We start from the raw sequence: 20,524 nt of genomic DNA, 5'->3' as shown, positions 1-20,524 counted from the left end.
AAGCCCCGCCCTCGTTAAACGAAGGCGGGGCTTTTTGTTATTACCGACTTACTCAGCCAGTTTGAAGGTAATGAAGCTGGCGCGGCCCTGACGCAACACACGCATCGACACCGAGCGGTTCTTCGGCAACGCCTTGGCGATGTCGGTGAACTGCTTGGTGGTCTCGATCGCCTGGTTGTTCAGGTGGGTGATGACGTCACCCGGCTGTAGGCCGATCAGAGACGCCGGGCCATCCTGCACTTCCTTGATCACGACGCCGCTCTTGAGGTCAAAGCTCTTTTTCTGCTCAGCGGTCAGCTCGGCCACGGCGATGCCCAGGCGGTTGCTGCTGCGCTCGGCGCCCGGCTTGGTATTGCCCAGGGCATCCAGGGTGGCGCCTTCTTCAGGGATTGCGCCCACGGTCAGCTCAACAGTCTGGCGCTTGCCTTCGCGGATCACTTCCAGCTTGGCTTTGCTACCCGCCTTGAGCGCACCTACGAGATGCGGCAGGTCGGCCGACATGACGATTGGCTGGCCGTTCATGCTCAGGATCACATCGCCAACTTGCAGGCCGCCTTTGGCAGCCGGGCCGTCGTCCTGGATCTGTGCAACCAGTGCGCCGGCCGGCTTGTCGAGGCCGAAGGACTCAGCCAGGTCTTTATTCACTTCCTGGATCACTACGCCCAACCAGCCGCGGCTGACCTTGCCACCGCTTTTCAGCTGGTTGGAAACGTCCATGGCCACGTCGATCGGAATCGCGAACGACACCCCCATGAAGCCACCGGAACGGGTGTAGATCTGCGAGTTGATGCCGACCACTTCGCCCGCCAGGTTGAACAGCGGACCACCGGAGTTACCCGGGTTGATCGGCACGTCGGTCTGGATGAACGGTACGTAGTTTTCGTTCGGCAGGCTGCGGCCGATGGCGCTGACGATGCCTTGGGTCACGGTATGGTCAAAACCAAACGGCGAGCCGATGGCGACCACCCACTGGCCGGCTTTCAGGTCCTGGGATTTGCCCAGCTTGAGCACAGGCAAGTCCTTGCCGTCGATCTTCAGCAAGGCCACGTCGGAACGTGGGTCGGTACCGACGAGCTTGGCTTTCAACTCACTGCGATCGGCCAGGCGCACGAGAATCTCGTCAGCGTCGGCAATCACGTGGTTGTTTGTAAGGATGTAGCCGTCCGACGAAATGATGAAACCCGAGCCCAGGGACTGCGCCTCGCGCTGACCACCGCCACCACGGGGTGCGCGCTGTTGCGGCATGCCGCGCTCGAAGAACTCGCGCAGCATCGGCGGCAGGCCCTCCAGGTCCGGCATCTGCTGGTTGGAGACTTTGCGATCCGGCAGTTTCTGCGTGGTACTGATGTTCACCACGGCAGGTGAGGCTTGCTCGACCAATTGGGTGAAGTCAGGCAGCTCGACTGCTTGCGCAGGCAGGGCCTGACCCAGCACCAACACCGTGGCGACTATGGATAGGTAAGACTTCAAACGTGGTATCGACATACAGCTCCCGTTACGACGAGCAGGGTTGAGCGACAGGGTTCAAGAAACGCCGGAAACCGCGACCGACATCTTTGTTCCGCGAATAAAACAAGGCCAGAGCCGACAAGCCCTGACCTATAAAAAACATGGGGGATTTTTGCAAGTGAAAATGCTGATCCAGACATTTCATGCTCTCGGCAGCCAACCTGGCATGGGAATACAGTGAAACGTCAGGATGAACATAGGATTAACGACTCACGGTTGGGCGGCTGGCTTTTTTTCACCGCGCACCGATAGGGCGATACGCTCTGCGGTGCCGATGGGTATTTCACCCACCACCGTTACCATCATCTCACCGTCTACCGTATTCAGCCGACGCGATACCGCGACTGTAGGGCCCAACTGAGTGCGGGTCTCCGTCATGCTTGCATCGCTGATCGGCTCCAGGAATACCGAGAACCGCGCCAGCCCGTCTTCATACATCAGGCTGTCGACGGTCGCCTTGGTCTGGGTATCTTTGCGGGCACTGGTGTTGGTCAATTGAAAACCCGGTGGCAACCATTCCATATGCCAAGTCTCGGTAGATTGCACCTCGGGCGCTTTGCTATTAACGACGGCGATAGGTGTGCAGTCGTTGCTGGGTTGCAGTTCCCGGTCATCAGGCACGACGGAAGTATTCAACCGCGTGAACTGGAAGCGCTCCAGCAACTGCCCTTGATCATTGAGCAACAGGGACTTGAGCGGCAGCGCGGTTTCCCGATCCAGGTGCAGTTCAAAGCCATAACGGTACTGGTCACGCGGCGTGATCGATACGATGACCGCATTTCGACCGGCCACGCGGGACTTGCCAATGACGGCCAGTTCGTAGAATTGATTGAGTTTTTGCGGATCAAGCGCACGTGATGGTGCATCACGCGAATTGCCAAGGCCTGCGACAAGAGTGCCGCTGACGCATTGCGTCCGGCCATTCAACCGCACGACTTCCTGGGCAGAACCATCGAGCTGCAAGAGCCGCTCACGGACCTGACCGTCCTGGACACGATGCCAGATGTCATGGGTAGAAAAACTGCCGTTGCGTTCGTAGACGAACGTACCTTGAAAGCTTTGCTGTTGCTCTGCACGCCCAAGTCGAGTCAGCCAGTCTTGGGCTTCATCGGCGTGGGCGGGGAGTGCAAACCAGCCACTGAGCAAAAGCGTAAGGAGCGGTATGGCTCGCATAGAGCTCCTTACGGATTAGCGGTTTTCCAGGCTTGCTGCACGAGCATAAGGCAGAGCGCTTTCAGTGCCCTTCAGAGCCGATTCCTGTGCGTGTTGGCGCAGGTAGCCTGGAAGACGCTGGTCTTGCCAACCGGATTGCCCTTGCAGTACACCGTTGGCCATCGGGCCGGTGGTGTCAGCGCTTTCCTTGTAGCCGGCCAATACCGCTGGGCCTTTGACCTGCGGACCCGCCATTACCGGCTGCTGGGTCTGCTGAGCCAGTTCGGCACCGGCGATCTCGTCCTGGTTGTACAGGCGAACACCCGCCAGCACGGCGACAGTCACCGAGGCAGCAACCGCCAGGCGACCCAGGCTACGCCATGGACCACGAGCAGCCTTTGCCGGAACGGCTTCATCAGCCAGTGCAGCAGAAACGGCCGCAGCAATATCCAGACGAGGGATTAGAAGATCCTTGTGCATCACCGCCCGAGCGACTTGGTAACGAGACCAGGTATCACGGGTTTCGGCGTCATCAAATGCGTTGAGCACTCGACGAAGTTCCAGTTCATCCGCTTCGTTATCCATCACTGCGGACAGCGATTCCTGCAGGGCATCACGACTCATGGCGGTTCCTCTCTTGGCTGTCGCCGCTGTCTTTAGTTCTCTTGCAACAACGGTTGCAAGGCTTTATCGATGGCTTCCCGGGCCCGGAAAATCCGTGACCTTACAGTCCCCACCGGACACTGCATGACGCTCGCAATGTCTTCGTAACTCAGACCATCGAATTCACGTAAAGTTAACGCCGTACGCAAATCTTCTGGCAGTTGCTGAATTGTGCGATGAACGGTGCCTTCGATCTCGTCGCGCAGCAATGCACGCTCCGGCGACTCGAGATCCTTGAGGCCGTGATCACCATCGTAAAATTCCGCATCTTCTGAACTTACATCGCTATCCGGTGGGCGGCGTCCGCGAGACACCAGATAGTTCTTCGCCGTGTTGATGGCGATTCGGTATAGCCACGTGTAAAACGCACTATCACCGCGAAAGTTACCAAGTGCACGGTACGCCTTGATAAAGGCTTCCTGTGCAACGTCCTGCGCTTCATGGGTGTCGTGCACAAACCGCACGATCAACCCGAGAATTTTGTGCTGGTATTTCAGCACTAGCAGATCAAAAGCTCGCTTGTCGCCGCGTTGAACGCGCTCGACCAGCTGCTGATCCTCTTCCTGGGTTAGCATGAACACTCCTCGTAGTACTTGAAGGAGGCTTGCATAACTAAACGATCAGGCTTGCAAACATAGACTCGGTCTTTTCGCAAAAGTTCTCCCCCTTCAAGCAAGTTTCCGGCACGCACTGATTTGGCACACACGAAAAACGCAGCACGGGCAACGCCGACTGCGCGAATAATCTTGTCGTCGGTTTTCTGACGCGTCCAATGCTCCCGACGGGCCAATAAACTCAACGTTTTCCCAGCTTTCGGGCAACCTGCTATTGAGTCGGGGGCCATGCAAAAAGTTCCCGCCTCAATAACCAGCTGATTTTACCCGAGCCGTGCACCGTAATCTCACATTGCCACGAATGCCCGGCTATTGTGCCGCTCCACCCCTCTATATACTAGTAGCCCGTGTGACCCTTTGATTCGCCGATCCAGGCGTCCTGTTTGCGCCACCTCTTCGGATCGCTTTTTGCGGAATCCTTCAAATGAGCCAACAGTTTCAACACGATGTCCTGGTGATCGGCAGCGGTGCGGCCGGCTTGAGCCTTGCGCTGACCCTTCCCAGCCACCTGCGCATTGCGGTTCTGAGCAAAGGCGACCTGGCCAACGGCTCTACGTTCTGGGCCCAGGGCGGTGTCGCCGCGGTGCTGGACGACACCGACACCGTGCAATCCCACGTCGAAGACACCCTCAACGCCGGCGGCGGCCTGTGCAATGAAGAAGCGGTGCGTTTCACCGTCGAGCACAGCCGCGAGGCCATCCAATGGCTGATAGACCAGGGCGTCCCCTTTACCCGCGATGAACACGCAGGCAGCGACGACGGTGGTTTCGAGTTCCACCTGACCCGCGAGGGCGGCCACAGTCACCGCCGCATCATCCATGCCGCCGATGCCACCGGCGCGGCTATTTTCAGGACACTCCTCGACCAGGCCCGCCAACGCCCCAACATCGAATTGCTGGAGCAACGCGTCGCCGTCGACCTGATCACCGAAAAACGCCTGGGCCTGGACGGCGAGCGCTGCCTCGGCGCCTACGTGCTCAATCGCGGCAGCGGCGAGGTGGACACCTACGGCGCACGCTTCACCATCCTCGCCTCCGGTGGCGCGGCCAAAGTCTACCTCTATACCAGCAACCCCGATGGCGCCTGCGGTGATGGCATCGCCATGGCCTGGCGCTCCGGCTGCCGGGTGGCCAACCTGGAATTCAACCAGTTCCACCCCACCTGCCTGTATCACCCACAGGCCAAGAGTTTCCTGATCACCGAAGCGCTGCGTGGCGAAGGCGCGCTCCTGAAACTGCCCAATGGCGAGCGCTTCATGCAGCGTTTCGACCCCCGTGCCGAACTGGCCCCGCGCGATATCGTCGCCCGCGCGATCGACCATGAAATGAAGCGCCTGGGCATCGACTGCGTGTATCTCGACATCAGCCACAAGCCCGAAGCCTTCATCAAGACCCACTTCCCCACCGTCTACGAGCGCTGCCTGGCCTTCAATATCGACATCACCAAAGGCCCAATCCCCGTAGTACCGGCAGCGCACTACACTTGCGGCGGCGTGATGGTCGACCAGCACGGACGTACCGACGTACCCGGCCTTTATGCGATTGGCGAAACCAGCTTCACCGGCCTGCACGGTGCCAACCGCATGGCCAGCAACTCGCTGCTCGAATGCTTCGTCTATGCGCGCTCTGCAGCGGCGGACATCCTTGAACAACTGCCGCGCATTCCGGTGCCCGCCGCCCTGCCCCGCTGGGACGCCAGCCAGGTGACCGACTCGGACGAAGATGTGATCATCGCGCACAACTGGGACGAGCTGCGCCGTTTCATGTGGGACTACGTGGGGATCGTGCGCACCAACAAGCGCCTGCAACGGGCGCAGCACCGGGTGCGGCTGCTGCTGGACGAGATCGATGAGTTCTACAGCAACTACAAAGTCAGCCGCGACCTGATCGAGCTGCGCAACCTGGCCCAGGTCGCCGAACTGATGATCCGCTCGGCCATGGAACGCAAGGAGAGCCGGGGCCTGCATTACACCCTCGACTACCCGCAGATGCTGCCCGAGGCCCGCGACACTATCCTGGTGCCAACCACCTACGGCGGCTGAACTTCAGGCGCACACGCAGGCGCCGATGCACATCGGCGGCCTGCGCGTCCCTGGGCACACAGGCTGAACGTACCCGCCATTCGCCCTGCACCCGATAACGCAGCACCACGATCAACGGCAACGCCAGGCTGTCGGGACGCAATTGCACGGCGTGCCAGCCCCGTGCGGCGCTCCATAGCTGCCAACCATCTTCATCGCGTCGCAGGCCACGAATCGACGAACGGTGAGTCAGCAAGATAGAACGCGGCAAAACCCAGGCGGCGTGCGCCAGGCACACCAGCATGCCCAGGCTCGAAAAAGGAAGTTGCATAAACATCAAGGCGCCCAGCGCAAACAGCTGGGCAAGCAGGTACGCCGCCAGCAACAGCCGCGAGGCCTGCCAGCGGCATTCAAAGCTATTACTTGGGCTGGACACGATCCAGGATCATCCGGACCATGCGCTGCAGCTCCGGGTCTTGCGACTCGGCGCGCTCCATGAACCAGCCGAACATGTCCTGGTCTTCGCACGTCAGCAGCCGCACATAGAGGTCGCGATCCACTTGATTGAGCGTCGCGTAGACCTCTTTGGTGAAAGGTACCAGCAACACATCCAACTCCAGCATGCCGCGACGGCTGTGCCAGTAGAGGCGATTGATTTCTACATCTTCGACCATGGAGCGCTCCTCAAATAGGCGGCAAGTATACAGACCCGACGGCACCGGAACAGTCGGCTTTGGTCGCCCCATACGGAAACTATCCATTTGCCGGGCGCCCCTCTATGATGCACCCATGACTTTTTTTGACCTGCGATGACCCATGGCCGACTCTGCTTTCTTCTGCCCCCTGTCCCACGAAGGCGTTCTCGCCGTCCGCGGTTCCGACGCTGCCAAATTCCTTCAGGGCCAACTGACCTGCAACCTCAATTACCTGAGCGACACCCAGGCCAGCCTCGGCGCGCGCTGCACGCAAAAAGGGCGCATGCAGTCGAGCTTCCGCATCCTGCTGCAAGGTGACGGCGTGTTGCTGGCCATGGCCAGCGAGCTGCTGGAGCCGCAACTGGCGGACCTGAAAAAATACGCCGTGTTTTCCAAGTCCAAACTCACCGATGAAAGCGCCGCCTGGGTGCGCTTCGGCCTGATGAATGCCGACCCGGCCCTGACGGGTCTTGGCCTTGAGCTGCCTGCCGAGACCGACAGCGTCGTGCGCAACGATACGTTGATCGCCATCCGCGTCTCCCCTGGCCGCGCTGAACTTTGGGTACCTGCCGAGCAAGGCGACGCCGTACGCAGTCAATTGGCTGCAACCCTTGAACAAACCGATCTGAATGAATGGCTGCTGGGACAGATCCGCGCCGGCATCGGCCAGGTCATGCCCCAGACCCGCGAACTGTTCATTCCACAGATGCTCAACCTGCAGGCCGTGGGCGGCGTCAGCTTCAAGAAAGGCTGCTACACCGGCCAGGAAATCGTCGCGCGCATGCAGTACCTGGGCAAACTCAAACGTCGCCTGTACCGCCTGAGTCTCGATACGTCTGAAATGCCCGCGCCAGGCACTCCGTTGTTTTCTCCCAGCCATAACAGCTCGATCGGCGAAGTGGTAATCGCCGCAAAAGCTGACCAGACCGTTGAACTTCTGGCCGTATTGCAAGCCGAAGCTGCCGATAGTGAAGATGTGCACCTGGGCGCGCTGGAGGGTCCCCGCTTGCAACTGCTCGACCTGCCTTACACGCTCGACCGCGATCGAGAGATCCAGCGCTGATCGCCGTACCTTTGTTGCAACACCCTAGAGAGCATGAATGAACAAGCTGGCGGAAAAAGTCCAACAGGCTTTGGTGAGGGCCATCGATAACGATGACCTGGTTCTGCCGACATTGCCGGAAGTGGCCCTGAATATTCGTCAGGCCGCCGAAGACCCGGAGATCAGCATCAGCCACTTGAGCAAAGTAATCGGTCGCGACACCGCACTGTCGGCACGCCTGATCAAAGTGGTCAACAGCCCGTTGTTGCGCGCGACCCAGGAAGTCACCGACCTGCACACCGCCATCACCCGGCTGGGTACCAACTACAGCAGCAACCTGGCGATCGGCCTGGTCATGGAGCAGATCTTCCACGCGCGCTCCGACGTGGTCGAACAAAAGATGCGTGATGTGTGGCGCCGCAGCCTGGAGGTCGCGGGTGTGAGTTATGCCCTGTGTCGCAGCCATTCCCAACTCAAGCCGGACCAGGCGGCCCTTGGCGGCCTGGTGCACCAGATCGGTGTGCTGCCGATCCTGACGTACGCCGAAGACCACTATGAGCTGCTCGCCGACCCGGTCAGCCTCAACCACGTCATCGAGAGCATCCACCCGCTGCTGGGCGACAAACTGCTGGGCGTCTGGGACTTTCCGGAAATGCTGGCGAAACTGCCGGGCCAATACCTGGACCTGGAGCGCGATTCAGCCCGCCTCGACTACATCGACCTGGTACAGGTCGCCGTGCTGTATTGCCATCGCGGCACCGATCATCCATTGGCAAACGTTGCGGTCTCCACCTTGCCGGCGATCAAGAAACTACGGGTCGACCCTTACAGCGACGCCTTGCGCGCCGAGCTGGATGAAGCGCGCTCGATGTTCTATTGATCAACCCGCGATAAAACTCACGCGCACCTTCAAGCCGGCGTGCTCGCCATCGTGCAGGCTAATCTGCGCCAGGTGCGCCCGGCAGATTTCGCCGACGATCGCCAGCCCCAGGCCTGAGCCCATGCCCTGCTGGCTGCGCCGGTAGAAACGCTCGAACACCCGGTCCCGTTCATCCAGCGGGATGCCCGGCCCGTCATCTTCCACTTCCAGCACCGCCGGCGCCGTCACCCGCAGGATCACATTGCCGCCCGGTGGCGTGTGGGCCAGGGCGTTGTCCACCAGGTTGCTCAACAACTCGTTCAATAGGGTAGGCTCGCCACGCAGCCACACCGGCTCGTCGGCTTCCAGCGCCAATGCCACACCGCGCGCATGGGCCAGCGGTGCCATGGCCATGCCCAACTCACGGGCCAGTTGGCTGAGGTCGAGCAACTGCGCGCCGCCTTCGGCAATGGCACGCGCCCCATTTTCGATGCGCGCCAGGGACAACAGTTGATTGGCCAGGTGGGTCAGGCGGTCAGTGCCCTGGGCGGCGGCTTCGAGGGTGCTGCGCCAGGTGGCGGGGTCCTCGGCGCGCAAGCCCAGTTCCAGCCGGGCCTTGAGGGCTGCCAGTGGCGTGCGCAGTTCATGGGCCGCATCGGCAATGAACTGCGCCTGGCGTTCGAACTGGCCGCGCAGGCGTTCGGTGAAATGGTTGAGGGAACGCACCAATGGGCCGAACTCATGCTGCACTTCCACCAGGGGCAACGGCCGCAGGTCGTCAGGCTGACGCTCCTCCACTGCCGTACGCAGGCGCTCGAGCGGCCGCAACGCCGCACTCACGGCAAACCACACCAGCAACAGTGCGCCGACGGCGAGCATGCCCAGGCGCAGCAGGGTATCGGCCATGAGGCTGCGGGCCATGCTCACGCGCGCTTCATCGGTTTCGGCAACGCGGATTTCGGCCATGCCGTTCATGTTCGGTTCGGAAACGGCCTTGAGCAGGCTCACCACGCGTACCTGCTGGCCCTGGTAGATGGCGTCGTAGAAGCGCGCCAATGCCGGATAGTCATCGGTGCGTGGCGTACCCGGCGGTGGGCCGGGAAGGTTTTCGTAGCCGGAGATCAGCTTCTGGTCGATGTCGTTGACCTGGTAGTAAATGCGCCCGGCACTGTCATAGGCAAAGGTGTCCAGGGCCACGTAGGGCACGTTGGCGCTCAGGGTGCCATCCACCTGGGTCAAGCCGGCGGCGATGGTACGCGCCGAGGCCAGCAGCGTGCGGTCGTAGGCGGTATCGGCGGCCTCGCGACCGTTCCAGTAGGCGCTCATGCCACTGGCCAGCATCAACAGCACCAGCAACAGCGCCAGGTTCCACAGCAAGCGCCAGCGCAGGCTGCTGGGCTTATGCATCGCGGGCTTCCAACAGGTAACCGAGGCCACGGAAGGTCACGATGGCGATGGGCTGGCCATCGAGTTTCTTGCGCAGGCGATGCACATAGATTTCGATGGCATCGGGGCTGGCCTCCTCGTCCAGGCCGAACACCTGGGAAGCCAGTTGCTCCTTGCTCATCACCCGGCCCGGGCGGGCGATCAGCGCTTCAAGTACGGCTTGCTCGCGGGAGGTGAGTGTCATCAGTTCACCCCCTACGGTAAAGCGCCGGGTGTCGAGGTCGTACACCAGCACGCCGCAGGCCTGCTGACGCTCCCCGCCCAGCACGCTACGCCGCAGCAGCGCCTTGACCCGCGCTTCCAACTCCGTGAGTTCGAACGGTTTGGCGAGGTAGTCGTCCGCCCCAAGATTGAGGCCGTGCACGCGGTCTTTCACATCACTGCGTGCCGTCAGCATCAGTACCGGCAGATTTTTCCCACGGGCACGCAGACGTGCGAGCACCTCGAAACCATCCATGCGCGGCAGCCCCACATCGAGGATCGCCGCCGCGTACTCCTCGCTGCTCAGGGCCAGGTCCGCCGCCACGCCATCGTGCAGCACGTCAACGGTCAGACCCGTGCTCTTGAGCGCTTGCGCAACACTTTCGGCGAGTTGCAGATGGTCTTCAACCAGCAAGACACGCATGGATTGCTACCTCATTCAGGGGTGGTCGGTGCCACGCTTTGGCGGGCAGTTTACAGGCGCCGACCGGCCTGTGAAGCCCGAAAACATTGAAAGCCGACTGAAAGGTTAGTGAAAGCTTCGCCCTTTAGCATCCAGTCTCGGTGGTCTATGCCCGCCGAGCTGCCTTATCCGCAGCGCCCGAATAACGCCTCGAAGCGTTTTCGCCAAAATAAGAACAATAACGGAGTACACAACGATGCTGTCGACACAGCCCCAGGCCTCCTCGCCTGTTCGTTTTTCTCGCCTGACCCAGACCGCCCTCGCCAGTGCTGCTACCCTTGCCGGCTTTTCGCCGCTTAGCCAGGCTGCCTTCTTCGAAGACAGTAGCGCGACCCTGGAAACCCGCAACATGTACTTCAACCGCGACTTTCGCGATGGCACCAGCGCGCAGCAATCCAAGCGCGACGAGTGGGCCCAGGGCTTCATGCTCAACCTGCAATCGGGCTACACCGACGGCACCGTGGGCTTCGGCGTGGATGCGCTGGGCATGCTCGGGGTCAAGCTCGACTCCAGCCCCGACCGCACCGGCACCGGCCTGCTGCCCACCCATGACGATGGCCGCGCCGCCGACGAATATTCCAAGCTGGGCCTGACCGGCAAAGTGAAGATCTCGGCCACCGAGCTGAAGATCGGCTCACTGATACCCGAGCTGCCGATCCTCAAGCCCAATGACGGGCGCATCCTGCCGCAGACCTTCAACGGTGGCCTGATCACCTCCAAGGAGTTCAAGAACCTGGTGTTCACCGGCGGGCGCCTGGACAAAGCCAAGGACCGTGACGACACCAATTACGAGGACATTGCCCTCAACAACAAGAACAGCCGCTTCGTCAGCGGCGCCACCGGCAAGCATTTCAATTTTGGCGGGGCCGACTACAAGTTCGCCGACAAGATCACCGGCAGCTACCACTTCGCCCAACTCGACGACGTGTACCGCCAGCACTTCCTCGGCCTGGTGGCTGCGCGCCCGATGGGTCCCGGTACGTTCGGCACCGACCTGCGCCTGGCCATCAGCGATGACACTGGCGCCGCCCGTGGCGGCAAGATCGACAACACCTCCCTCAACGGCCTGTTCAGCTATGCCCTCAACGGCCACAAGCTCAGCGCCGGCTACCAGCACATGTCCGGTGACAGCGCCTTCCCCTATGTGGATGGCAGCGACCCGTATCTGGTCAACTTCGTGCAGATCAACGACTTTGCCGGCGCCCAAGAGCGTTCCTGGCAGGCGCGCTACGACTACGACTTCGCCAAGCTGGGCATTCCCGGCCTGAGCTTCATGAGCCGTTACCTCTCAGGTGACAACATCAAGCTCAAGAACGGCGAGACCGGCAAGGAGTGGGAGCGCAACACCGAGATCAAGTATGTGGTGCAAGCCGGCACGTTCAAGGACGTGGCCGTGCGCCTGCGCAACGCCACGTACCGCTCCAACTACTCGGCCCGTGATGCGGACGAAGTGCGTCTGCTGGTCAGCTACAGCGTTGCACTTTGGTAAGTAGTGCCTGGTAAGCCATTCATAACAACAACGACGGAGATAACCATGACCCTTTCACTGCGTAAACTGGCCCTCGCCGCCGGCTGCATGCTGTTCGCCGGCCAACTGCTGGCCGCTGACGAACCCAAGCGCCCAGAGTGCATCGCCCCGGCCTCGCCGGGTGGTGGTTTTGACCTGACCTGCAAACTGGCGCAAAGCGCGCTGGTCAACGAGAAGCTGCTGAGCAAGCCGATGCGCGTGACCTACATGCCCGGTGGGGTGGGCGCGGTGGCCTACAACGCCGTGGTCGCCCAGCGTCCTGCGGATGCCGGCACGCTGGTGGCCTGGTCCAGCGGTTCGCTGTTGAACCTGGCCCAGGGCAAGTTCGGCCGCTTCGATGAAAGCGCCGTGCGCTGGCTCGCGGCGGTCGGCACCAGCTACGGGGCTATCGCGGTGAAAGCCGATTCGCCCTACAAGACCCTCGACGATCTGGTCAAAGCCTTGAAGAAAGATCCGGGCAGCGTGGTAATCGGTTCCGGTGGCACCGTCGGCAGCCAGGACTGGATGCAAACCGCACTGATCGCCAAGGCCGCCGGGATCAACCCGCGCGAACTGCGTTATGTCGCCCTTGAAGGCGGCGGTGAAATTGCCACCGCCCTGCTCGGCGGCCATATCCAGGTGGGCAGTACCGACATTTCCGACTCCATGCCGCACATCCTGAGCGGCGACATGCGCCTGCTGGCGGTGTTCTCCGAACAGCGTCTGGACGAGCCGGAAATGAAGAACATTCCGACCGCCAAAGAGCAAGGCTACGACATCGTCTGGCCAGTGGTGCGTGGCTTCTACCTCGGGCCAAAAGTCAGCGATGCCGACTACGCCTGGTGGAAAGAGGCGTTTGACAAACTGCTGGCCTCCGAGGAGTTCGCCAAGCTGCGTGACCAACGCGAGCTGTTCCCGTTCGCCATGACCGGGCCGGAACTGGACACCTACGTGAAGAAACAGGTGGCTGACTACAAAGTGCTGGCCAAAGAGTTCGGCCTGATCCAGTAATCGCCCCTCTTTTGTGCGGCCACGCCCTTTAGCCAAGCGGCGTGGCCCAGGAGTTCCACATGCTCTTACAACGCATTTTCGCCGCCGCTCTGCTGCTGGCCTGCGCCGGCCTCGCGCTGATGGCCTGGCCGTACCAGGCGTCGTTTTCCTACGAGCCGGTGGGGCCGCGCGCCTACCCGCTGCTGATGCTCGGGCTGATGAGCCTGGCACTGATCTACATGCTGTTTCGTCCACAGCCGACCAAACACACCGAAGAAGAACCCGCGCTGGACCGCGAAACCCTGATCAAGATCGGCGTGTGCGTCGCGCTGTTGATCGTGTTCGCCGGCACCTTCGAACCCCTGGGCTTCATCCTCAGCAGCATGCTGATCGGCATTCCCATGGCGCGCTTGTACGGTGGTCGCTGGTTGCCCAGCGTGGTGATCGTCACGTTGATGGCCATCGGCTTGTACCTGCTGTTCGACAAAGCCATGGATGTACCGCTGCCCCTCGGCCTGCTCGACGTACTGGAGAACTGACATGGATACTTTCGGCTACCTGGGCCAGGGCTTCGGCGTTGCACTGTCCCCTTACAACCTGGTGACCGCGTTGTGCGGCACCCTGATCGGCACCGTGGTCGGCCTGTTGCCTGGCCTGGGCCCGATCAACGGCGTGGCGCTGTTGATCCCCATCGCCTTCGCCCTGGGCCTGCCGCCTGAATCGGCGCTGATCCTGCTGGCAGCCGTGTACCTGGGCTGCGAATACGGTGGGCGCATCAGCTCGATCCTGCTGAACATCCCGGGCGAAGCGTCCACCGTGATGACCACTCTCGACGGCTACCCCATGGCCCGCAAAGGCCTCGCCGGTGTGGCGCTGTCGCTGTCGGCCTGGAGTTCGTTCATCGGCGCGTTTATCGCCACCTGTGGCATGGTGCTGTTTGCGCCGTTGCTGGCCAAATGGGCGATTGCCTTCGGCCCGGCGGAATATTTCGTACTGATGGTGTTCGCAATTGTCTGTCTCGGCGGCATGGCTGGCGACAAACCGCTGAAGACTTTTGTGGCAGCACTGATCGGCCTGTTCCTCTCGGCGGTCGGCATCGACGCCAACAGCGGTGTGTATCGCTTCACCGGCGACAACATCCACCTCACCGACGGCATCCAGTTCGTCGTGCTGGTACTGGGCCTGTTCTCCATCAGCGAGATCCTGTTGCTGCTGGAGAAAACCCACCGTGGGCAGGAGGCAGTCAAAGCCACCGGGCGCATGATGTTCAACCTGAAAGAAGCGGGCGCGGTCTTCGTGGTGAATATCCGCTGCGGCCTGCTCGGCTTCATCATGGGCGTATTGCCGGGTGCCGGCGCTACCTTGGCCTCGGCCGTTGCCTACATGACCGAAAAACGCCTGGCCGGTGCCAGCGGTAAATTCGGCCAGGGCGACATGCGCGGCCTCGCCGCTCCGGAAACCGCCATCGGCGCGTCCGCCTGCGGCGCCCTGGTGCCGATGCTGACCCTCGGCGTCCCCGGTTCGGGCACGACGGCGGTGATGATCGGCGCACTGTCGCTGTACAACATCACCCCGGGCCCGCTGCTGTTCCAACAGCAACCGGACATCGTCTGGGGCCTGATCGCCTCGTTGTTCATCGCCAACATCATGCTGGTGATCCTCAACATCCCGATGATCCGCATCTTCACGCGCATCCTCGCCGTGCCGAACTGGGCGCTGGTACCGGTGATCGCAATCATCACCGCCATCGGGGTATACGCGGTGCACGCCACCACCTTCGACCTGTTCCTGATGGTCGGTATCGGCATCTTCGGCTACATCCTGCGCAAGCTCGACTTCCCGCTGTCACCGGTGCTGCTGGGTTTTATCCTTGGCGGCCTGATGGAACAGAACCTGCGCCGTGCGCTGTCGATCTCCAACGGTGCGCTTGAGATCCTGTGGTCGAGCCCGATCACCTTTGGTGTGTGGGTACTGACCGCGCTGATGCTGGCTTTCCCGTTGCTGCGCATCTACCGCAAACGTGCCCTGCAGCGTCGTGCCGTGGCCGATGTCTGAGGTCACCTTTAAACATTGGTGGGGCACACCGCTGGTCGGCCTGGCCGGCGGATTCCTGGCCAGCCTGGTCGGCTGGCCTTTGCCGTACATGGTCGGTTCGCTGCTGGCGATCATCCTGGTGCGCTGCCTCACGCCGTGGCAGCTGGCGGAGATTCCCGGCGGGCGCAAATGCGGCCAATGGGTGGTGGGCATCGGCATCGGCCTGCACTTTACCCCGGTGGTGATCGAACAGGTGATGAGCCACTACGGGCTGATCTTCTTCGGCGCGCTGGTCACCAGCCTGTCGAGCGTGGTGGGTGTGTGGCTGATGCGCCGCAGCGGTGAAGACCGCGCCACGGCGTTCTTCTCGAGCATGCCGGGCGGTTCCGGTGAGATGGTCAACCTCGGCGCGCGTAATGGTGCGGTGCTCAGCCGTGTTGCGGCGGGGCAGAGTCTGCGGGTGCTGATGGTGGTGTTGTGTGTGCCGGCGATTTTCAAGTACTTGCTGGAAGGCGGTACACCGCAGTTTCATCCGGCGCCGGTGAGCTGGCCGTGGCTGCTGGCGCTGTTTCCGCTGGGCGCCTTGGTCGCCTGGGGTTGGCAGCGCTTGCGCCAGCCCAACCCTTGGTTGTTCGGGCCGTTGCTGGTGAGTGCCACAGCCAGCGTGGTCTGGGACCTGCATATCGGCCTGCCCGATGGCGGCAGCCAGATTGGCCAGTGGTTGATCGGTAGTGGTCTGGGTTGCCACTTCAACCGGCAGTTCTTTCGTCGGGCGCCGTCGTTCATGGGGCGCACCTTGATTGGCACCGCGTTGACCATGGCGCTGGCGACGTTGGCGGCGGTGGGGCTGAGTGCAGTGACTCACTTGGATTTACGCTCGCTGACCCTGGGCATGATGCCCGGTGGCATTGCCGAGATGAGTCTCACGGCCGAGACCCTGCAACTGTCGGTACCGTTGGTGACGGCGATGCAGGTGATGCGGTTGTTGTTTGTGTTGTTTCTGGCAGAACCGTTGTTTCGACATTGGAACCGTCAACCCTGACCGAGGCGAGCGTGGCTGACAACGCGCGACGGCCGCTGGTCTGAACTGTCAAATCTCACAGTTGTTGCGCTCCCCTCCTACGTGTTCTAACTCATCTCGCGCCCTCTAGCCCGAGATAATCATCATGCGCCCAGTACGAAATGCCCGCCCTTGCGTCGCTCAACTGGCACCGTATATTCCCGGGTTAAAAGTCCCGGTGGTCGGCTTTAGCGGCGGCGTCAACAAAGCCTTGCTCGAGTCCCATGGCAACGACGGACTTATTTGCATCTTGAGAAGCTATGCCAGCCAGGCCGAAGGCGACTTCATCGCGCTGATCTGCGCCAACCCCGACATACCAGTCGATACCCATACGGTCACGGCACAGGAAGCCCGTGAGGAGAAAGCGATTGTCTTGCGCACCCCCTTGGCACGCCTGCCGGATGGAACGGTAGGGCCTGTTTACATTGTTGTCACACACCTGGATTCAAGCCGCGAGGAAACCCAGCGCCTGAACCTCAAGGTCGACCGGGTGGCACCGACCGGTAACGAACCCATCGTGGCACCGCCCTGGGTCAACGAGCGCCTGCCGCGCCCACAACCCGCCCAGACTTTCATTGATTCGACGACAGCCCAGCGTGGTGTTGCGGTCAGCATCGGTTTTTACCCGCTCGACACCACCTTGCCCGCCAATACCCACCGCGCAGTGCGCGATCGAATCCGGCTGATCATCGGCAGTGAAATCGTCGAGCACCCTGTCACCGAAGGCCAGGCCAGCCATCGCAACCCGATCACGCTGACGGTGAATTACGGCACCTGGCTGAAGATTGGCAGCGGCCGCCATGCCTGCGCTTATGACGTACTGGACGAAGCGGGTAACTACGCGCCCGGCCGCTCGCCGACACAAATGCTCGAGGTACTTCTTAATCCAAACGAAAAACTACTGGACTCAGGGCATATCGTCGAGGCGCCCAGCGGCACACTGGATGCGGACAAGCTCGCAGGTAAGAGCGCAACCTTGCGATTCCCCATTGCCGGTAAAGGCTGGGCCAGCGGCGACACGCTTCGGGCCAGCCTCAGGGGGCGCACCCTGACCGGGGTGGAAGTGGAACAAATCTACAGCGCCCCGGTTAGTTCAACCGCTATCCAGTACCTCGATATTGCATGGCCAAACGCAAACTTGAGTTTACTGATAGGCGCCTTGATTCAACTCAGTTATGAGCGCCTTCGCCCCGGTCAACCTGGCGTACCTTCGGAGAACGCCTTCATCCAGGTAACGGGTACGCCGGTTGATAGCGGGCTGGACGCGCCTCAAGTGCCGGCAGCCAACGATGGCGTCCTCAACCCACTGACCGATCCCGTCAGAGTGATAATCCGCTCTTACATGGGCCAGCACCCTGACGATTGCGTAACCCTGGTATTGGACGGCAAGTATGCCAACGGCCACGGGTATTATCAGGAACATCGCCTGCCAGCGGGCACAGGGGACATCAGTTTCGATCTTGCCAACGGTCAGGACGGTGACATTCGCCAGTTGGAAAGCGGCACGCTGCGCCTCTATTACTACATTAACCTGCCCGGACAGCGTCCACCCTCAAAGGACCTGAACCTACTTGTCGGCGAGCCGATGGTGGCGTTGCCCAAGGTCCAGGTGCTCCAGGCGCCGGAACCCGACCCGACCTTTGACCCAGAGATCTTCCGCGCCAATGCCAATGTCACTGTCAGGTGGCACGCGGCATTTGTACGGGGCGCAACGGTGGTGCTGTACTTCGAAGGCAGCGCACTGGGCGGCAGTGCCCCCCCATGCGGCGGCTGATCACCGACGTCTGGCCCGGCGAGGATTTGATGTTTGTAGTCCCGCGCATCTACGTACTTGCCAACCTCAACCGTTCTGCCCGGATCTACTACATCGTCGAACGGCCCGGGCTGCGCACGCTGTATTCAAAACCGCTGGTGATGAAGGTCGGGAGCGTTTTGCAACTGGACGTGCCATTGATCCTGCAAAGCACTGTCACCGGCCCCGCGACAGCAACGTTAAACCCCCTGCATGTGCTACCGCCCTTGGCACCGATAGCCACCCTGCGCGTACGCTACCCGATGTTGCCGGGAGACGATATCCAGCCGATATTCAAGGGGACCTTCGGCCTGGGCACGCCGGTGATCGCGCCAAAACCTGCCGACCCAGCGCTCGGTCATGTCGACTTCTCACTGTCCAACCAAGTGATTGCCGCCAACCTCGGTCGGCAGGCCAGCGTGTCCTATATCGTCACTCGAGGCGGTGCGAGCACTTCATCACAAATCTTGAGCCTCACGGTAGAAACACTGCCGGCTCAACACCTCGACCGGGTCAGCGTGCCGCAGGCGCTGGTGGGTGCGATTGATGTCAGCAAAGCCCACAGCGTGCGGGTGCTGGAGTGGCCCTTCATGCGCAGCGGGCAACCGGTGTGGATAGACATCAATGGCGTCGCCAACCTGCCTTTACGGGAGGGCACGCCACTGAGTGCGCCAGAGTTCGCGGCCAAGCGCGTGGAACATAGCTTGCCTGCGGCCTATCTGCGCTCGCTCCCTCACCGCAGTACGCTGACAGTGGACACCCGCGTTTCACTCAATGGCAGCGCGCATAAAGATTTCGCGGTCAAGCTGGGAACCGTCAGCTACCGCATCGAAAATACCAAGGGGGTCATGGCCAATATCCGCGCAGCCGGAACGCCCACAAACCTGGCACTCAGTGCCGACGGCACGCGACTTTACGTGACCCAAGCCACCACACCCAAATCCGTGGCGGTGATCGATACACAGAACTACCGGGTCATCCACACGATTACGAACATAGGCTCACCGCTCTGGCTGGCCCTGCACCCCAACGGCAGCCGCCTGTACGTATCGGATAACAGCAGTGCAGCCAATACACCGGTTCGCGTGATCAGCACGCAGGACTACTCGACGATTCACACACTCACAGGCTTCACCACGGTGCACGGGCTCACGCTGAACAAGACGGGCACACGCCTGTATGTAGCGGACAACGGCGCCTCAGAGATGGTGATTTTCGATACGACCAACCACGACGTGGTAAGCCGCGTGACAACCACCCGGCCCAGCGCCATCGCCATCAGCCCGGATGGCACCCGCGCGCATATCGCTGGCGCGTTTGACTGGCGGGCCATCAACCTGGCAAACAACGCCCAGCTCAGCCAAGTGAACACCGTCTCGCATCCCCAGCAAATCGCCCACAGCCCCCTGCTACAACGCATCTATATCACCCAGCCCGACCGAGGCACAGTATTGATCGGCAATACCGCAACGCTGCAAATCAGCCAGACCTTGAGCGGTCTGCAACGACCATATGGGGTAGCCTTTCACCCAAGACTGGAGCGCGCCTACATCACACAAAGCGGCGCCGACTTGCTGACCCTCATGGATACGCGAGCCCAGAACGTGATCGGCACCTATGCGGGGTTCAGCCAGCCACGAGACGTGGTGGTGTCACCGGACGGCACCTATGCCTATGTGGCCAATGCGCGTAATAACACGGTGTCGGTGGTGGTGCTGTGAGCCGAGAATACCGCTGGTCGGCACTGTCATTTCTCACAGCTAGGCACCGAGGGAGAGGGAGCGTTGAATCGAGGCAGCGACTTCATTCAACAGTGGATCACGCGTCGCACCCTTGATTGAAAACCAGACAGGTATCCCGTCATGACCTATGATCAAAATCCCCCGTCGTCCCTCCCCTATCACTGCCTGCCTACAGGAGAGGATCATAACCCTCCCCCCGCCTTACCCCACGGCTGCGTGGCAACGGTACCGCGCAAAAAACCCAACAAAACACCTGTAGGACGCCTACCTGACCGCCGCCCGATGGGCGGCTGCCCTCCCGGGGCGCAAAGGTTACCTTCAACTCAGCTGCCATTCGCGGATCTGATCCCCTATATTCCCAACCTCACCCCCATACCTGGCACCGACGGCGCCCTCAACAAAGCCGCCTTGACGGTCAGCGCACTCGGCGTCATCTACATCCTCTATGCCTGGTTCGAACAGGCCGAGAACGACTTTGTCTGGGTTGAGCTCAATGGTGAAACGGTCGCTCACTACACCGTCTCCGCTGATGATGCAGTCCTCGGCAAGGACATTACCCTGACGATTGAGTCCGTTCGGTTTATCGACCAGGCTTACAACAAATTGCAAGGCTTCGTCAAACGCTTGAGCGGCGTCACGGACCAGACCACAGCCTTGAACATCTGGGTAGACCGAAAAGAACCTGGAGGCGGTGACCCACAGGTCAGTACCCCCCTCATCAATGAAAACCTGGGG

The 20,524-nt window shown here is 61.2% G+C and carries 20 protein-coding genes; 12 read left to right on the top strand and 8 right to left on the bottom strand.

The genetic code is table 11. The features are described from left to right. Positions 1-48: 48 nt before the first annotated feature. Entirely contained in the window at positions 49-1,485 is a 1,437-nt protein-coding gene (locus tag BMX59_RS22935) for a DegQ family serine endoprotease (RefSeq protein ID WP_092247213.1), read from the bottom strand. Between the two features lie 25 nt (positions 1,486-1,510). Here BMX59_RS22935 and BMX59_RS30265 point away from each other — a divergent pair, with 25 nt between their 5' ends. After that, positions 1,511-1,690: a hypothetical protein gene (locus tag BMX59_RS30265; protein ID WP_102592614.1), complete on the top strand. Its 180-nt coding sequence runs from the start codon at positions 1,511-1,513 to the stop codon at positions 1,688-1,690. Between the two features lie 29 nt (positions 1,691-1,719). Here BMX59_RS30265 and BMX59_RS22930 read toward each other — a convergent pair whose 3' ends face one another. Genes BMX59_RS22930 through rpoE form a run of 3 tightly spaced genes read right to left on the bottom strand, consistent with a single transcriptional unit; the run spans position 1,720 to position 3,899 of the window. After that, positions 1,720-2,682, bottom strand: a complete 963-nt coding sequence (locus BMX59_RS22930; protein WP_092247210.1) for a MucB/RseB C-terminal domain-containing protein — start codon at positions 2,680-2,682, stop codon at positions 1,720-1,722. A 15-nt stretch (positions 2,683-2,697) separates the two neighbouring features. Beyond that, positions 2,698-3,285, bottom strand: coding sequence for a sigma-E factor negative regulatory protein (locus BMX59_RS22925; RefSeq protein WP_071488935.1), 588 nt, complete (start codon positions 3,283-3,285; stop codon positions 2,698-2,700). A 32-nt stretch (positions 3,286-3,317) separates the two neighbouring features. Beyond that, positions 3,318-3,899: an RNA polymerase sigma factor RpoE/AlgU gene (gene rpoE, locus BMX59_RS22920; RefSeq protein WP_003172477.1), complete on the bottom strand. Its 582-nt coding sequence runs from the start codon at positions 3,897-3,899 to the stop codon at positions 3,318-3,320. Positions 3,900-4,362: 463 nt separating this feature from the next. Here rpoE and nadB point away from each other — a divergent pair, with 463 nt between their 5' ends. Continuing rightward, positions 4,363-5,979 carry an L-aspartate oxidase gene (nadB, locus tag BMX59_RS22915; RefSeq protein WP_093126044.1) on the top strand — a complete coding sequence of 539 codons (1,617 nt, stop codon included), beginning with the start codon at positions 4,363-4,365 and terminating at the stop codon, positions 5,977-5,979. On the opposite strand, the gene BMX59_RS22910 is transcribed toward nadB, so the two are convergent. After that, positions 5,948-6,394 carry a protein YgfX gene (locus tag BMX59_RS22910; RefSeq protein WP_071488933.1) on the bottom strand — a complete coding sequence of 149 codons (447 nt, stop codon included), beginning with the start codon at positions 6,392-6,394 and terminating at the stop codon, positions 5,948-5,950. The two genes, nadB and BMX59_RS22910, sit on opposite strands and share 32 nt — an antisense overlap. Further along, positions 6,378-6,632 (bottom strand): FAD assembly factor SdhE, encoded by a 255-nt coding sequence (locus tag BMX59_RS22905; RefSeq protein WP_071488932.1) that lies wholly within the window; start codon positions 6,630-6,632, stop codon positions 6,378-6,380. Before BMX59_RS22905 ends, BMX59_RS22910 begins: the two co-directional genes overlap by 17 nt. Positions 6,633-6,774: 142 nt before the next feature. On the opposite strand from BMX59_RS22905, the gene BMX59_RS22900 reads away from it, so the two are divergent. Together BMX59_RS22900 and BMX59_RS22895 are read left to right on the top strand one after the other, a co-directional pair. After that, the gene (locus tag BMX59_RS22900) at positions 6,775-7,716 is read left to right on the top strand and encodes a CAF17-like 4Fe-4S cluster assembly/insertion protein YgfZ (protein WP_092247204.1); all 942 of its coding nucleotides are present in this window, start codon (positions 6,775-6,777) and stop codon (positions 7,714-7,716) included. 37 nt (positions 7,717-7,753) lie between these two features. Continuing rightward, complete coding sequence (locus tag BMX59_RS22895) at positions 7,754-8,575, top strand: HDOD domain-containing protein (RefSeq protein WP_071488930.1); 822 nt, start codon at positions 7,754-7,756, stop codon at positions 8,573-8,575. Here the strand turns inward: BMX59_RS22895 and BMX59_RS22890 are convergent, their stop codons facing one another. Together BMX59_RS22890 and BMX59_RS22885 are read right to left on the bottom strand one after the other, a co-directional pair. After that, entirely contained in the window at positions 8,576-9,961 is a 1,386-nt protein-coding gene (locus tag BMX59_RS22890; RefSeq protein WP_071488929.1) for a sensor histidine kinase, read from the bottom strand. Then, the gene (locus tag BMX59_RS22885; protein ID WP_010212220.1) at positions 9,954-10,625 is read right to left on the bottom strand and encodes a response regulator; all 672 of its coding nucleotides are present in this window, start codon (positions 10,623-10,625) and stop codon (positions 9,954-9,956) included. The genes BMX59_RS22890 and BMX59_RS22885 overlap by 8 nt, the downstream gene beginning before the upstream one ends. 235 nt (positions 10,626-10,860) lie before the next feature. Between BMX59_RS22885 and BMX59_RS22880 the strand changes: the two genes are divergently transcribed. From BMX59_RS22880 to BMX59_RS22850, 8 genes are all read left to right on the top strand, one after another. Next, complete coding sequence (locus BMX59_RS22880; RefSeq protein WP_093126040.1) at positions 10,861-12,153, top strand: OprD family porin; 1,293 nt, start codon at positions 10,861-10,863, stop codon at positions 12,151-12,153. Positions 12,154-12,192: 39 nt separating this feature from the next. Further along, complete coding sequence (locus BMX59_RS22875; protein WP_170856104.1) at positions 12,193-13,182, top strand: Bug family tripartite tricarboxylate transporter substrate binding protein; 990 nt, start codon at positions 12,193-12,195, stop codon at positions 13,180-13,182. Positions 13,183-13,241: 59 nt separating this feature from the next. Next, a complete protein-coding gene (locus BMX59_RS22870) occupies positions 13,242-13,700 on the top strand; it encodes a tripartite tricarboxylate transporter TctB family protein (protein ID WP_071488927.1) in 459 nt (152 codons plus the stop codon). 1 nt (position 13,701) lies between these two features. Beyond that, on the top strand, positions 13,702-15,216 hold the full coding sequence (locus BMX59_RS22865; RefSeq protein WP_058425153.1) for a tripartite tricarboxylate transporter permease: 1,515 nt from the start codon (positions 13,702-13,704) through the stop codon (positions 15,214-15,216). Then, entirely contained in the window at positions 15,209-16,237 is a 1,029-nt protein-coding gene (locus BMX59_RS22860) for an AbrB family transcriptional regulator (RefSeq protein WP_093126036.1), read from the top strand. Before BMX59_RS22865 ends, BMX59_RS22860 begins: the two co-directional genes overlap by 8 nt. 124 nt (positions 16,238-16,361) lie before the next feature. Beyond that, a complete protein-coding gene (locus BMX59_RS30870; protein ID WP_256572990.1) occupies positions 16,362-18,029 on the top strand; it encodes a hypothetical protein in 1,668 nt (555 codons plus the stop codon). Next, positions 18,017-19,768, top strand: a complete 1,752-nt coding sequence (locus tag BMX59_RS30865) for a YncE family protein (protein WP_256572989.1) — start codon at positions 18,017-18,019, stop codon at positions 19,766-19,768. The genes BMX59_RS30870 and BMX59_RS30865 overlap by 13 nt, the downstream gene beginning before the upstream one ends. 141 nt (positions 19,769-19,909) lie before the next feature. Further along, a partial coding sequence (locus tag BMX59_RS22850) for a hypothetical protein (protein WP_175486701.1) occupies positions 19,910-20,524 on the top strand: 615 nt, incomplete at its 3' end.

Source organism: Pseudomonas sp. NFR09 (assembly GCF_900111535.1).
GTDB classification, from domain to species: domain Bacteria; phylum Pseudomonadota; class Gammaproteobacteria; order Pseudomonadales; family Pseudomonadaceae; genus Aquipseudomonas; species Aquipseudomonas extremorientalis.
The sequence above is the reverse complement of the archived record's forward strand: the minus strand, read 5'-3'. Positions and strand labels throughout refer to the sequence as shown.